Below are 12,683 nucleotides of genomic sequence, written 5' to 3' on the forward strand. Positions count from 1 at the left end.
GCAGCAGCAGGGACAGCTCGGCGTTGCGCCGGGACCGGGCCAGGCGCGCGCCGGCAGCCTCACCCGTCGTGGCGGGCGAGGCTGCCGGTACGGCGGCTGCGGTCACGGAGACGTCCTCGGGGTCGAGCCGGCGCTCACTCCGGCGACCGGCAACCAGCCGGGTCCACCGGCGGCAACGTGTCGGAGGGGACGGCGTCGGGCGTGGCGGTCGGCGACGGAGTGGGCGGCGGCAGGGCGCTGCCGCTGGCGCCGACGGTCGGGGCGGTCGGCGAGGCGGTGACGACCGGGTTGGGGCTGGTCGTCGGGGCCGTCGGGCTCGGCGGGCAGAGCGGCTTCAGGTTGGGGTTGGCCGGGTCCTCGCTGGTCAGCTCGGCCAGCCGGCGCTCGGCGTCCGGCTCGCTCTTGGCCTGGATGCCCTGCTTGACCTGCTCCTGAGCGGCCAGGGTGAGGTCGTCCAGCCGGGCCTCGCTGGTCGCGTGCACGTTGGAGAGGTCCAGGCCGGCGATCTGGCCCGGCACGCCGCGGAAGACGGCGAGCTGGCCCTCCTCGGTGGCGCCGACGTAGTACTGCCGCTGGGTGTAGCTCCACCCGGCGAAGAGGCCGCCGCCGAGGATGACCACCAGGGCCAGCAGCATGGCCGCGGTCCGCAGCGGGTGGTGCCGGCGCCGCTCCGCTTCCTCGTCGCGGGGATCCGCCGGCTCCTCGGGCGCGGGGGGCCGTGGCGCGGAGAGCGCCGAGGCCCGGGCGGCCGGGGTGGAGACGTCGGCCGAGGTGGCCATGCCGCGGTCCCGGGCGGCGGCGCCGCCGACGATCGGGGACGCCTCGACGATGTCCTGGTCGGTGGCGTCCGCGACGATCACCGTGATGTTGTCCGGCCCGCCGCCGCGCAGGGCGAGCTGCACCAGCCGCTCGACGCACTGCTGCGGGTCGGGGTAGTCGCGCATGGTCTCCGCGATGGTGTCCGCGCTGACCACGCCGGAGAGGCCGTCCGAGCAGATCAGGTAGCGGTCACCGGGCAGCACCTGGCGGACGCTGTATTCGGGGTCGATGTCGCGGCCGTCCAGCGCGCGGGTGAGCAGCGAGCGCTGGGGGTGGCTGCTCGCCTCCTCGGCGCTGATCCGGCCCTCGTCGACGAGCATCTGGACGTACGTGTCGTCCTTGGTGATCTGCGCGAACTCACCGTTGCGCAGGAGGTAGGCCCGCGAGTCACCGATGTGGACCATCCCGAGCTTGCTGCCGGAGAAGAGGGTCGCGGTGAGCGTGGTGCCCATCCCCTCCAGCTGCGGGTTGGCGTCCACGGTGTCGCGGAGCTGCTGGTTGGCGGTGCCGACGGCAGAACGCAGCGCGTCCACGAGGGCGTCCCCGGGGACGTCCTCGTCGAGGGGCGCCATGGCACCGATGACGATGTTGCTCGCGACGTCACCGGCGGCCATACCGCCCATGCCGTCGGCGACGGCGAGCAGCCGCGGCCCGGCGTAGACGGAATCCTGGTTACCGTCTCGGATCAGACCGCGGTCGCTGTGGGCCGCGTAGCGCAGGGTCAGAGTCATGGCCGTAATTCGAGGGAAGTGCGGCCGATCCGGATCGGCACGCCGAGGGGGACGGGGGTTGGTCCGGTGACCTTAGCGCGATCCAGGTAGGTGCCGTTAGTCGAACCGAGGTCCTCCACGAACCACTGCCCGTCGCGCGGCACGAGCCGGGCGTGTCGCGCCGAGGCGTAGTCGTCGGTGATCACCAACGTGGAGTCCTCGGCGCGACCGATGGTGATCTGCGCCTCGCCCAGGGTGATCCGGGTACCGGCCAGTTGGCCGGCGGTCACCACCAACTGGTGGGCGGCCCTGCCCCGCTTCACCTTCGCCGCCTTCGCCGGCGGCCCCGTGCTGGCCCCGACCGCACGCGGCGCGGCCACCAGCCGGCCCGACCGGGCCCCCGCGAAGAGGTCCCGGCGGATCACCCCGACCACCGTGAACACGAAGATCCACAGCAGGATGAGGAACCCGAACCGGGCGACCGTGATGACGAGTTCCGGCAACGCGGGTCAGCCGTCCACGCGGAAGGTCAGGGTGGTGGTGCCGAGCTGGATCATGTCGCCGGGGTTGAGCGCGACGGCGGAGACGCGCTGGCCGTTGACCATCGTGCCGTTGGTCGAGCCGAGGTCGGTCAGCACCACCTGGCCGCCGTCGAAGTCCAGCCGGGCGTGGCGCCGGGAGATCCCGACGTCGGGCAGGCGCAGGTTGGCCTGGTCGCCCCGACCGATCACGGTCGAGCCCATCTGGAGCGGGTAGGTGCGCCCGTCGCCGGAGACCAGCCGCACGTTGCGGCCACCGCCGTGCCCGGGCGGCGGGCCGTAGCCACCACCCTGGTCGTACGCGGGGTAGGCCGGGGCGGCGTCGTAGCCGCCCGGCGCGGAGACCGGGGCGACGTCGCCACCGGTGTAGACCTCGGCGGTGACCCGGAACATGCCGGTGTCCAGCCCCTCGCCGCGCTCGATCTCGACGATCACGTCGCCGTAGACCGTCCAGGCCTGCTCGCCGATGAACTCCGCCTGCGACTGGGCCAGCTCCTGGGCCAGCGCAGCGGCGTACGGCGCCAGCCGACTGTGGTCGTACGGCGAGAGATCGATCACGTAGCGGTTGGGCACCAACGTGCGCCCGCCGGCCAGGATCGCCTTGTGCGCCTCGGCCTCCCGCTGCATGGCGTTGAGGATCTCCACGGGGTGGACCACCCCTTTGAAGACCTTGGCGAAGGCCCCCTCGACCAGGCCTTCCAGACGCTTCTCGAAGCGTTGCAGCACGCTCACCGGCTCCTCCTCGGGTCCCGAGGCCATGATGGTATCCGGACACCGCCTCCGCAGCTCACATGCCGCTCGGCGGGCTGCCGGCGGCCCGTTCGTGACCAGGCCCGGGGTCGTGCTAAAGTTTCGTCCGCCACGAACGGTGATCGCTCGTGGCGATGACCGGGAACAGCGTAATATGTCCGGGCACCCGCCGCAGAAGGCGGGCGCGGGATGGGATATGGTGTTCCGGGTCTGGCCACGGGGAAGTGGCGGAATGGCAGACGCGCACGGTTCAGGTCCGTGTGCCCGAAAGGGCGTGGGGGTTCAACTCCCCCCTTCCCCACCACGACGAGGGCTCCGCGGACAGCGGGGCCCTCGCGCCGTTTCGGGGCGTGCCGGATGTCACGCTATGCTCCGGTTCGTTTTCCAGCCCCCTACGAGCAGGAGTGGCGTGTGAGTGTCGCGTTGGTGACCGGCTCGGGCGGTCTCATCGGATCCGAGGCGGCCCGGCACTTCGCCGGCCTCGGACTCCACGTGGTCGGCATCGACAACGACATGCGCCGGTACTTCTTCGGCGAGGACGGCTCGACGGCCTGGAGCCTGGACCGGCTCGCCGCCGACCTGGGGACCTCCTACACCCACGAGGCCGTCGACATCCGGGACCGGGACGGCCTGGAGCGGGTCTTCAAGAAGTACGCCTCGGACATCTCGGTGGTGATCCACAGCGCCGCGCAACCGAGCCACGACTGGGCCGCCAAGGAGCCGTACACCGACTTCGACGTGAACGCGGGCGGCACCCTCAACGTGCTGGAGAACACCCGCCGGCACGCGATCGAGGCGCCCTTCATCCACTGCTCGACCAACAAGGTGTACGGCGACCGCCCGAACAGCCTGCCGCTGGTCGAGCTGGAGACCCGGTACGAGCTGCCCGAGGACCATCCGTACTTCGCGGGCATCCCCGAGGACATGTCGATCGACGAGTCGCTGCACTCGGTCTTCGGCGCGTCGAAGGTGGCCGCCGACGTGATGGTCCAGGAGTACGGCCGCTACTTCGACATGCGGACGGCCTGCTTCCGGGGCGGCACGCTGACCGGCCCGGCGCACTCCGCCGCCGAGCTGCACGGCTTCCTGGCGTACCTGATGCGCTGCGTCATGGAGGGCCGGACGTACAACCTCTTCGGCTACAAGGGGAAGATGGTCCGGGACGCGATCCACTCCCGGGACGTGCTCACCGCCTTCGAGGCGTTCTTCCGCGAGCCGCGCTCGGCGCAGGTCTACAACCTGGGCGGCGGCCGGCACTCCAACACCTCGCACATCGAGGCGTTCCGGATCGCCGAGGGGATCGCCGGCCGCGAGGCGAAGATCAATTATGTCGAGCAGGCGCGCACCGGCGACCACCAGTGGTACGTCAGCAGCATGGCCCGGTTCGAGGAGCACTACCCGAGCTGGAAGATCACCTACGACGTGCCGATGATCCTCCGCGAGATCTACGAGGCCAACGTCGACAAGTGGGTGCCGAAGGCATGACCACCGGGACCAAGCGGAACGTGCTCGGCGTGCTCGTCGACGCCACCGACTACGCCCGGGCTACCGAGGCGGTCGTCGCGGCGGCGCACGACCGCCGCCCGCTGGCCCTCACCGCGCTGGCCGTGCACGGCGTGATGACCGGGGTGCTCGACCCGGCGCACAACGCCCGGCTCAACTCCTTCGACGTGGTCACCCCGGACGGTCAGCCGGTCCGCTGGGCGCTGAACCTGCTGCACGGCGCCGGCCTCACCGACCGGGTCTACGGCCCCGAGCTCACCCTGCGGGTGCTGTCCCGCTTCGCCGCGGAAGGGCTGCCGGTCTACCTCTACGGCTCCACCGAGGAGACGCTGTCCCGCCTGGTCCCGGCCCTGGAGCGGAAGTTCCCCGCGCTGAAGATCGCCGGCGTCGAGGCGTCCAAGTTCCGCTCGGTGCAGCCGGGCGAGGACGTCGAGATCGCCGACCGGATCAAGGCCAGCGGGGCGCGGCTCGTCCTGGTCGGGCTGGGCTGCCCCCGCCAGGAGGTCTTCACGTACGCCATGCGGCCGCTGCTGGACATGCCGCTGATGGCGGTCGGCGCGGCCTTCGACTACCACGCCGGGCTGCTGCGCAACCCGCCGCCGTGGATGCAGCGCGCCGGGCTGGAGTGGTTCTGGCGGCTCGGCCTGGAGCCGAAGCGGCTCTGGCGCCGCTACGTCATCCTCAACCCGGCCTACCTGGCCCGCCTGGCGGCGCAGAAGACCGGCCTGTGGAAGGCCACCCCGCCGCCCCCGGCCAGCGACCGACCGGCCACCTTCGACGTCTGAGCCCGCCGCGCCCGACGACGACGCGCGGCGGCCACCCGGGTGGGTGACCGCCGGACGCCGGTGGGAAGGTTGGTCTCGGTTCCGCTCGGTGCGGTGTCAGCCCGAGCCTAGGGTGCCGTCCCACTGCCGGGTACATGCCGAAGCGCCAATAACACCGATGGGATGACCCCCTACGGGACGAGGTACGGGACGAACCGGGGTGCGCTCCCGGATCCCCCGGCCGCCGGCCTGGACCAGGCTGGACCCATGGACGACCAGCTCACCGTGCTGCTGCCCGCCGCCGCCGTCTGGGTGGCCGCCGCCCTCGTCGCGGACGGCCTGCCGAACCTGGACCGGGCCCGCGCGCTGCGCCGGCGTACCCGATGGTTGTCCGCCCTCACCCTGACCGGCCTGACGCTGACCGCGGCCGTCCTGGTCGCGGGTCTGCTGAGCGCGGGCGCCACGCCGATCGACCGGGCCGGCCGCGGGCTCCTGCTCGCCGCCGTGCCCGTGCTGGTCGTGGCGGCCTGCTCGATCCGGCGGATCCGCCGGCTGCGGGCCGGCGCGGGCGCCTTCGCCGCCGCGCCGGACACCCCGGCCCCGCACGGCCTGCGCGCGGCCGCGGCCCACCCGCTGGTCGGGCTCCCGATCCAGGTCACCGCGATCGCGGTGCTGCCCGCGGTGGTCTCGGCCGCCGGCCTGGACCTGCTCGCCGCGCCCGCCGTGACCGGCCCGGCGATCACCGTGGGTTGGCTGGCCGTCACGACGATCGGGGTACGCCACGCGCTGCGGCACAACCGGTTCGCCGAGCGGGCGGCACCACCGCCGGCGACCGCCGGGTCACCGCGAGCGGCCGGTGCCCTGCACGTATAGCAGCTCCAGGATCGCCCGGGTCGCCTCGAACCAGCGGTCCAGCCAGCCGGGCGGCGGGACGCTGCCCTTGGGGGGCAGCTCCATCAGCAGGCCGCGCAGCAACGGGTGGTCGACCAGCGACTCGGGCTGCTCGACCGGCCAGCCGCTCGGCGGGAAGGACGGCTCGGTGAGCGGGTTCGGGTCCAGCGAGGGCAGGGTGAGCGGCGGGGTGGCCTGCTCGGGCGCGGCGGTGTCCCGGCCGCCGATCTCGCTGTCGGTGGAGGAGACCTCGGTGAGCACCGTGTCCCGGCGCGCCCCGCGGTACTTGCCGCCGAACCGCTCCGGCTTTCCCGGACCGTTGGTGAGGTTCTCTGAGCCGATCGTCGTCATCCGTCTCGCCTGCCTCGTTCGGTTGCCGATCCGTGCGGTTCAACGAGGCGGGACGGAACTGGCGACGGGTGGCCGGGAGCCACCGGTCGAGGCGGACGAAATGGTCCCGCCCGGCCACGCTGCCGGGCGGGACCACGCTTCTGGTCCGGGGGCCGTCATCCGGTCCGGCGCGCCGCCGGGCGGCGCGGCGGCCGGATCACGGCCGGGCTCGATCAGCCCCGGACCAACCCGCCGCTCCGTGCGCCGGCGACGAAGGCGTGCCAGTCACCCGGGGCGAAGACCAGGGCCGGGCCGGTCTTGTCCTTCGAGTCCCGGACGCCGACCGCCCCGGGCACGTATGCGACCTCCACGCAGTTGTCACAGTTCGGCCCGCTCTTCGAACTCTTGAACCACGTCGCCTGCGTCAGGTCCACGGGGAACTCCTTGGTCGCCATTTCCACAGCGGCTCCTCTGCCAGTTTTGCAATGTGTGCGATGGATTCCTCCGGGCGTATGGCCGCTGCTCGAATGTGATCGAAGATGAAGCTGTACTTCTGCAGTTCGTCGCTCTTCTCGAGGAAGAGCCCACCCGTGGCGTTCTCCGCGTACACGACATCGGGATCACTCGGTTCGGGGAAGCTGAGGATCGTGAAGGTGCCGTCCATGCCGGCGTGCGCTCCCACCTCGAAGGGCAGGACCTGCAACGTCACGTTCGGCAGTTGGGCTACCTCCACCAACCGGCTGAGCTGGCCACGCATCACCTCGTCGCCGCCAACCGGCCGGCTCAGCACCGCCTCATCGAGCACCACCCACAGATCGACCGGATCGTCCTGCGTCAACAACGACTGGCGGCCCAGACGGACACGCACCCGCTGTTGAACCTGCTCGACGGTGAAGTCGGGCCGGGCGGCCCGGATCATCGCGCCCGCGTACTCCTCGGTCTCCAGCAGGCCCGGCACGACCTGCTGCTCGTACGCCCGGATCGAGCTGGCCGCCGCCTCCAGTCCCACGTACGCCCCGACCAGGACCGTGCTGTACGGGTGCCACCAGCCCTTCTGCCGGGCCTCACGGGCGATCTGCACCAGCTCGTCGCTCTCCGCGCCGACCACCCCGTAGATCCGGAGCATGTCCCGCACGTCGCGCGGGGTGGCCGAGGTGTGGCCGGTCTCGATCCGGGAGATCTTGGAAGCGGAGCACTCCAGCTGCTCGGCGACCACCTCGATGGTGATGCCGGCGGCCTCGCGTTGCCGGCGGAGTTCCGCCCCCAGGCGGCGACGCCGGATGGTGGGGCTGCGCCGCTCGGTCACGACGCGGCCCTCCGGCCCGCTGGACGGGAACGTTGACTCCTCGCGCTCACCCGGACACCTCCGGTCGTCGCGCCCGGTGCGACACCCGCCGGGGGCGCGGCCGACGTGACGGCGGGATCGTTCGCGGCAGGGGTGGTGCCGGTCGTCGACCGGCCGCGTCGGGCGAAACCGGCGTCCAGTGTGCCGTCCCGGCACCTGAGGCATCAAGCGTCCCGTTCACGTGTCGTGCTCGCGTATCGGCAAAAGCCGACGTGCAACTTGCATGAAGCACGTCCCTGGTGCACTCTGTCGGTATGGCACGGGTTACTCACCGTCTCCGCATGATCTCCCGGCGTGGTGATCCCATGGGCCGTGGGACGGCAGGAGGGGAGCCGTCCCGCGCCGTGCGACCTGCCCCGGGGTGATGCCCCGCCGCTGCACGCCAGCGTGGCTGCGGCGGCGGGAGCGGTAACCGGGAGCAGCCGGGTGATGGTCGGGGGGTGGCCCGCCACCGCGGGCACCCCGACCAGCACCGACGTACCTGAACAGCCGGTCCCCCAGGGCACGACCCCGGCGCCGGGCGCAGATGTCCCCCCGATCAGCCCTCCGCCGGCCCGCCGGCCGGCCGAACTCCCCAGGAGCCCATGTGCTTCCCCGCTCCGGTGACGTACTGCACGTGACTCGCGCGGCGAGTGTCCAGTTCTTTCGACCGATCACCTTCCGGGTGATCCGGGTGCTCGACTGGCCGACCTACGACGGTTGGCTCTGGCTCGACGGCTACGAGTTGAACGCGGCGGGGGACGCGATCAACCGGCGGTCGATCTTCGTACAGCAGTCGGGGCTGGAGCAGCTGCACGCCGCGCCGGTGCCGCGCCAGCACACCGTACGGACCCGACGCCCGGTGATCCGGACCCCGGTCCGGGTCTGACCCGGCGATTGCCCGGTCGGGGGGCGTACCGCCGCCATAGAATCGGTACGCCACCCCGGCGAACGTATCCACCCCGCGCGTCCCGGACCCTGAACCTGGGATGGTCATGGTCAATCTGCCCGCCGCGCGGCGGCACCACCGGTCCCGTATCAGCTACGCCTTCGGGCTCCTGGCGGTCCTCGGAGCCGCGACCGTACTCGCACTCGTGGTCCGCCACCCCGCCTTCTCCGCCACCGAGCAGTTGAACGAACCCGTACCGGCTCCGGAGATCACCGTGGCCGGCGAGGGCAGCGCGCCGGCCACCGACCCGGAGGACGAGGCCGGCTGGGCCGACGCCGAGGCGTTCGGGGTGGCGCCCAGCCCGGACGTGTCCGGCGGCGGGGCCGGCGCGGGCGCGCTGGCCGAACCGGCGGGCGTGCCGAGCACCGCGGACGTCAGCCGCTCGCTCTTCTACTCCGGGCTGCTCGGCCTCGCCATCTCGCTGGCCGGGCTGGGTCTGGTGGGCACCAGACGCCGGCAGTGGTGACGCTCAGGGAGTGGCGGTCGCCGTCGGACCGGAGGTCGGCGTGCCGGCAGCCGTCGTCGGCGCGGCGGCCGGCTCGGCCACCACGATGGTGACCCGGTCGCCCGGGGAGAGCGGCTCGCCCGCCACCGGATCGGTCTCGATCACCGTGCCGGCCGGCTGGTCCGACTCCCGCGTCCGCACCCGGTAGTCCACGTCCAGCCGGTCCAGGGCCGCCCGGGCGGCCGCCTCCGGCAACCCGACCAGCGGCGGCATCGGCACCTCCGCGCTCGTGGGGCTGGCCGTGGTGGGCGGGGCGGTGCTCGGCGCCGTCGTGGTCGGCGCGGCGCTCGTCCGGGGGGCGGTGGTCGGCGCGGCCGTGGGCAGCGGCCCGGGAGTCGGGTCCCGCTCGGCCGCCCGCAGGGCCCACCAGACCCCCAGCCCGATCAGTGCGATCAGCACCAGAGCGAGGATGCCCAGCAGGATCGGCATCCACCAGCGACGGCCGGCCTGCTCCTCGGCGTACCAGTCGGCACCGGCCTCCTGATAGCCGGCCGGACGCGTCGGCACCCCGGCGCGCCCGGACCAGGCCGGCGGGACCGGTGCGGCCCCACCCACCGGTGGCTGCTGCGCGGTGGTGCCCGCGCGGGGCAGCGGCCGGGTCGCGTCCGGCCGTGGCCCGCCGGCCGCTCCGGCCCTCGGCAGGGCCCGGGTCGCCTCGGCATCGCTGCCACCACCGGGCACGGGCCGCGTCGCGTCCGGGTCACCGGCCGGCGGCATCGCGCGCGTCGCGTCCGGGTCACCGGCCGGCGCGGGCCGGGTCGGCTCAGCGTCGCCGGCGGCCATCATCTGCGTCGCATCGGCGTCGCCGCTGGTCGCAGGTCGCGTCGCGTCCGGGTCACCGGCCGGCGGCATCGCGCGCGTCGCGTCGGCGTCGCCAGCGACCATCGCCTGGGTCGCGTCGGCGGGGGTGGCGGGGTGGGTCGGGTCCGGATCGGCGGCCGGCGGCATCGCCCGGGTGGCGTCGGCGTCCCCGGCGGAGGGCTCCTGTCGGTCGTCGCTCATGGCACGTCCTTTCCCCGCCGGGCCCGCTGGCCCTACCCGTGCACGGTATCGGGCCGGGCAACCACCGGCCGGGATCAGCGCGGCGAGCCGGCCGTCACGGTGTCGGAGACAGGGTGATCGCCGGGCTGCCGGCCGGCTCGCCACCACAGCTCAGGCCCACCGGGTCGTTCCAGTGCGCCGCCGCGCCGCCGGCCGGTTCCTGGGCGGTGACCGGGCCGCGGCGGCCGGTCCGGTAGCGCGGGTAGAGGCCCGCCTCGACCAGGTCGTCCGCGGCGTCGTCGCAGTCCTCAGCGACCACGTCGGGCACCGCGACCGCCGGGGCCGGCCCGCTGACCCAGAGGGTGACGGTGACGCCACGGCGCACCGGCGTACCCGGCGCGGGCGAGGTGCGCTGCACGGACCGGCCGGCGCCGGTGCCGAAGACGATCTGCCAGCCGAGCTTCCGGTCCCGCAACTGCCGTCGCGCCGCCTCGAAGTCGGTGCCCACCACCTCGGGCACGGTGAGCCCGACCGGAGCGGTGGTCCGCGGGGTGGTGGGGGGCTCCACCGGGGACGTCTGCGGCGCTCCGGTCGGGGCGACGCTGCTCGGCCCGCTCGACGGTCCGCCGGTGGTGACCGGTGCGGCGACGCGGTCCGGCTTGCCGGCGAGCAGCCAGCCGCCGCTCGCGCCGACCATCGCGAGCAGGACCACCGCGAGGCCGCCGCCGAGGACGAGCCTCATCCGGTCCGACCCCGGGTCGTGCGTCCCGTCCGGGTACCCGTCGTCCGTCATCGCGTCCACCGCCTCAGTCACCGGCGACCGTACCGGCCGCCACCAAGCCGTCACGGCGCGGAGGAGACTAGCGCCTCCACTCGCCGCGCCGACGCTGGGACGCTACGCTCCCCCGCATGGCCAGACGGGGCTGGGGAGCATCGATCGCCACCGCGCTCGGCGTCGCCGCCGGCACCGGTGCGGCACAGCTGGGCTTCGGCTACGGCCTCGGCATCCTCAACTGGGCGCCGGGAGACGCGCCGGTCGAGGCGGCCTGGGTGGCGAGCCTGGCCTGGGCCACCTGGATCTCCGCCACCTCGGTGGTGGCCGGCGCGGTCTGCGCCGACCGGTTGCCGGGAGATGACCCGGAATCCGGCCGTACGCTGCGGCACCTCACCCTGGCCGTCGCCGCCGGGATCGGCGCCCTGGTCACCGTGCTGCTGGTCGCCGTACCGGCCCGCGCCGCCCGGGTGCCGGACACCTTCGCCCCGCAGACCGTCGCCGCCGGGTACGCCGCGCTCGGGCTGCTCATCGGGCTGCTGCTCGCGGTCTGGGCGCTGCACTCCCGGGCCGCCGCGACCAACCTGATCGCCACCACCGGCTGGCTCTGGTTGCTCGCCGTGGTCTCCGTCGTCGACGGGGTGCTCTCCGGACGCGGGCTGGGCACCGCCCAGCTCGGCATCTGGCAGATCAGCGCGGACAGCGGCCGGTACTGGATCCGGGACTACTTCTACTGGCCGGGGGCCCTGCTCGCGATGGGCTCGGCGGTGGTGATCGGCGCGCTCGCCGCCCGGCGTACGGCCCGGCTGGCCGAGCGGCGGGTCGGCGCGGCGGCCTCCGGTGCGGCCGGACCGATCCTCGTCGCACTGGCCTACCTGCTGGCCGTGCCGAGGCTCGCGGGGATCTCCCCCGAGCAGGTGTCGGCCCACCTGATCGCCCCGTACGCGGTGATCGCCGGGATCGCCGGATCGGTGCTGGTCGCCGCCCTGGCCCAGCGGGCCGAACTGCGGGCCGCGACGCGGGCCGGCGTGACGCTGCCCCGGCAGCGCACCGACGAGCCGGACGAATACACCGGGCACGGGTCCGACGGGACGGCCGCCGAGGTCCGTGACGACGTGGCACCGGTGGAGCCGTCGCCGCCGCGCCGCCGCCTCTTCGGACGCCGGTCCGCCGGAACCGGCACGCCGGCCGACGCCCCCGCCCTCGCCGCCGACGCCGAGCCGCCCGCCGGGGCACCCGGCGAAACGGCCACGCCGGAGGCCGGCTCCGGTGCGTCCGGCCCGAGTGCGACGGGGCCGAGTGCGTCCGGCCCGAGCCGGTCCGGGTCGGGCCCGCGATCGGGCAGCTCCAAGGGGTCGGCCCGGGCGGGTGAGGGTTCGTCCGGCGCCCGATCGGCCACCGCCGGCCCGGACGCCACAACGACAGCGCGCACCACGACGACAGCGGGCGCGACGACGGCGGGGAGCGCCGCACCGGCGCGGCCCGTCAGTGAGCGGGGCCGGGCCGTCCCGCCCCAGCGGCGGCCGATGGACGCAGCGCTCGACGGCGCGGACGGCGGCACACCGGACCCGGACGGACCGGCGGACGGGACCGGCACCGCCGGTGGGTCGGAGCAGGACGGCACCGCCCCGGCGACCGGCGGTAAGGCCCGCCGCCGCAGCCGCTGACCCGGGCGCTCACGCACAGGGCTGCGCCGACGCCCCGGATCGCGCGGCTGGCTCCTCCGGGCCGGGCAGCACATCCCCGACCGAACGTCCGGTGCTCGCCCCGACCGGCGGAGTGGCGACCGCGCCGCCGTTGACCAGTTCCGCTCGATGAAGCTCGCCGACCGGTGCGGGCCGGCCGG

At 74.1% G+C, this 12,683-nt stretch carries 13 protein-coding genes, 1 tRNA gene and 1 pseudogene; 7 read left to right on the forward strand and 8 right to left on the reverse strand.

The window, feature by feature from the left end:
* Positions 1-134: 134 nt before the first annotated feature.
* From ACIBPB_RS25295 to ACIBPB_RS25305, 3 genes are read right to left on the reverse strand one after another with little or no spacing between them, the layout of a single operon-like run.
* Positions 135-1,550: a PP2C family protein-serine/threonine phosphatase gene (locus ACIBPB_RS25295; RefSeq protein WP_396841944.1), complete on the reverse strand. Its 1,416-nt coding sequence runs from the start codon at positions 1,548-1,550 to the stop codon at positions 135-137.
* On the reverse strand, positions 1,547-2,032 hold the full coding sequence (locus ACIBPB_RS25300) for an FHA domain-containing protein (protein WP_396841945.1): 486 nt from the start codon (positions 2,030-2,032) through the stop codon (positions 1,547-1,549). The genes ACIBPB_RS25295 and ACIBPB_RS25300 overlap by 4 nt, the downstream gene beginning before the upstream one ends.
* A gap of 6 nt (positions 2,033-2,038) precedes the next feature.
* Entirely contained in the window at positions 2,039-2,827 is a 789-nt protein-coding gene (locus ACIBPB_RS25305; RefSeq protein WP_046563124.1) for a DUF3662 and FHA domain-containing protein, read from the reverse strand.
* A gap of 209 nt (positions 2,828-3,036) precedes the next feature.
* Here ACIBPB_RS25305 and ACIBPB_RS25310 point away from each other — a divergent pair.
* From ACIBPB_RS25310 to ACIBPB_RS25325, 4 genes are all read left to right on the forward strand, one after another.
* Positions 3,037-3,122, forward strand: a tRNA-Leu gene (locus tag ACIBPB_RS25310).
* A 107-nt stretch (positions 3,123-3,229) separates the two neighbouring features.
* Positions 3,230-4,303 (forward strand): NAD-dependent epimerase/dehydratase family protein, encoded by a 1,074-nt coding sequence (locus ACIBPB_RS25315; RefSeq protein ID WP_396841946.1) that lies wholly within the window; start codon positions 3,230-3,232, stop codon positions 4,301-4,303.
* Complete coding sequence (locus tag ACIBPB_RS25320; protein ID WP_396841947.1) at positions 4,300-5,106, forward strand: WecB/TagA/CpsF family glycosyltransferase; 807 nt, start codon at positions 4,300-4,302, stop codon at positions 5,104-5,106. Before ACIBPB_RS25315 ends, ACIBPB_RS25320 begins: the two co-directional genes overlap by 4 nt.
* 246 nt (positions 5,107-5,352) lie before the next feature.
* Positions 5,353-5,958 carry a hypothetical protein gene (locus ACIBPB_RS25325; RefSeq protein WP_396841948.1) on the forward strand — a complete coding sequence of 202 codons (606 nt, stop codon included), beginning with the start codon at positions 5,353-5,355 and terminating at the stop codon, positions 5,956-5,958.
* On the opposite strand, the gene ACIBPB_RS25330 is transcribed toward ACIBPB_RS25325, so the two are convergent.
* The 3 genes from ACIBPB_RS25330 to ACIBPB_RS25340 form a co-directional block, all read right to left on the reverse strand.
* Complete coding sequence (locus ACIBPB_RS25330) at positions 5,926-6,327, reverse strand: hypothetical protein (protein WP_396841949.1); 402 nt, start codon at positions 6,325-6,327, stop codon at positions 5,926-5,928. The two genes, ACIBPB_RS25325 and ACIBPB_RS25330, sit on opposite strands and share 33 nt — an antisense overlap.
* A 212-nt stretch (positions 6,328-6,539) precedes the next feature.
* Positions 6,540-6,761: a DUF397 domain-containing protein gene (locus ACIBPB_RS25335; RefSeq protein WP_357308255.1), complete on the reverse strand. Its 222-nt coding sequence runs from the start codon at positions 6,759-6,761 to the stop codon at positions 6,540-6,542.
* The gene (locus ACIBPB_RS25340; protein WP_357308252.1) at positions 6,731-7,612 is read right to left on the reverse strand and encodes a helix-turn-helix transcriptional regulator; all 882 of its coding nucleotides are present in this window, start codon (positions 7,610-7,612) and stop codon (positions 6,731-6,733) included. The genes ACIBPB_RS25335 and ACIBPB_RS25340 overlap by 31 nt, the downstream gene beginning before the upstream one ends.
* Positions 7,613-8,237: 625 nt before the next feature.
* Here ACIBPB_RS25340 and ACIBPB_RS25345 point away from each other — a divergent pair.
* Both ACIBPB_RS25345 and ACIBPB_RS25350 read left to right on the forward strand, forming a co-directional pair.
* A complete protein-coding gene (locus tag ACIBPB_RS25345) occupies positions 8,238-8,519 on the forward strand; it encodes a hypothetical protein (RefSeq protein WP_046563117.1) in 282 nt (93 codons plus the stop codon).
* A gap of 100 nt (positions 8,520-8,619) precedes the next feature.
* Entirely contained in the window at positions 8,620-9,045 is a 426-nt protein-coding gene (locus tag ACIBPB_RS25350) for a hypothetical protein (protein ID WP_396841950.1), read from the forward strand.
* Positions 9,046-9,048: 3 nt separating this feature from the next.
* Here ACIBPB_RS25350 and ACIBPB_RS25355 read toward each other — a convergent pair whose 3' ends face one another.
* Both ACIBPB_RS25355 and ACIBPB_RS25360 read right to left on the reverse strand, forming a co-directional pair.
* A complete protein-coding gene (locus ACIBPB_RS25355; RefSeq protein WP_396841951.1) occupies positions 9,049-10,086 on the reverse strand; it encodes a PASTA domain-containing protein in 1,038 nt (345 codons plus the stop codon).
* A gap of 94 nt (positions 10,087-10,180) precedes the next feature.
* Positions 10,181-10,879, reverse strand: coding sequence for a PASTA domain-containing protein (locus ACIBPB_RS25360; RefSeq protein WP_396841952.1), 699 nt, complete (start codon positions 10,877-10,879; stop codon positions 10,181-10,183).
* Positions 10,880-10,974: 95 nt separating this feature from the next.
* Here ACIBPB_RS25360 and ACIBPB_RS25365 point away from each other — a divergent pair.
* Positions 10,975-12,177: pseudogene (locus tag ACIBPB_RS25365) on the forward strand (hypothetical protein); the annotation flags it as partial.
* Positions 12,178-12,683: the final 506 nt, after the last annotated feature.

This window comes from Micromonospora sp. NPDC049836 (assembly GCF_044465125.1).
Taxonomy (GTDB): domain Bacteria; phylum Actinomycetota; class Actinomycetes; order Mycobacteriales; family Micromonosporaceae; genus Micromonospora.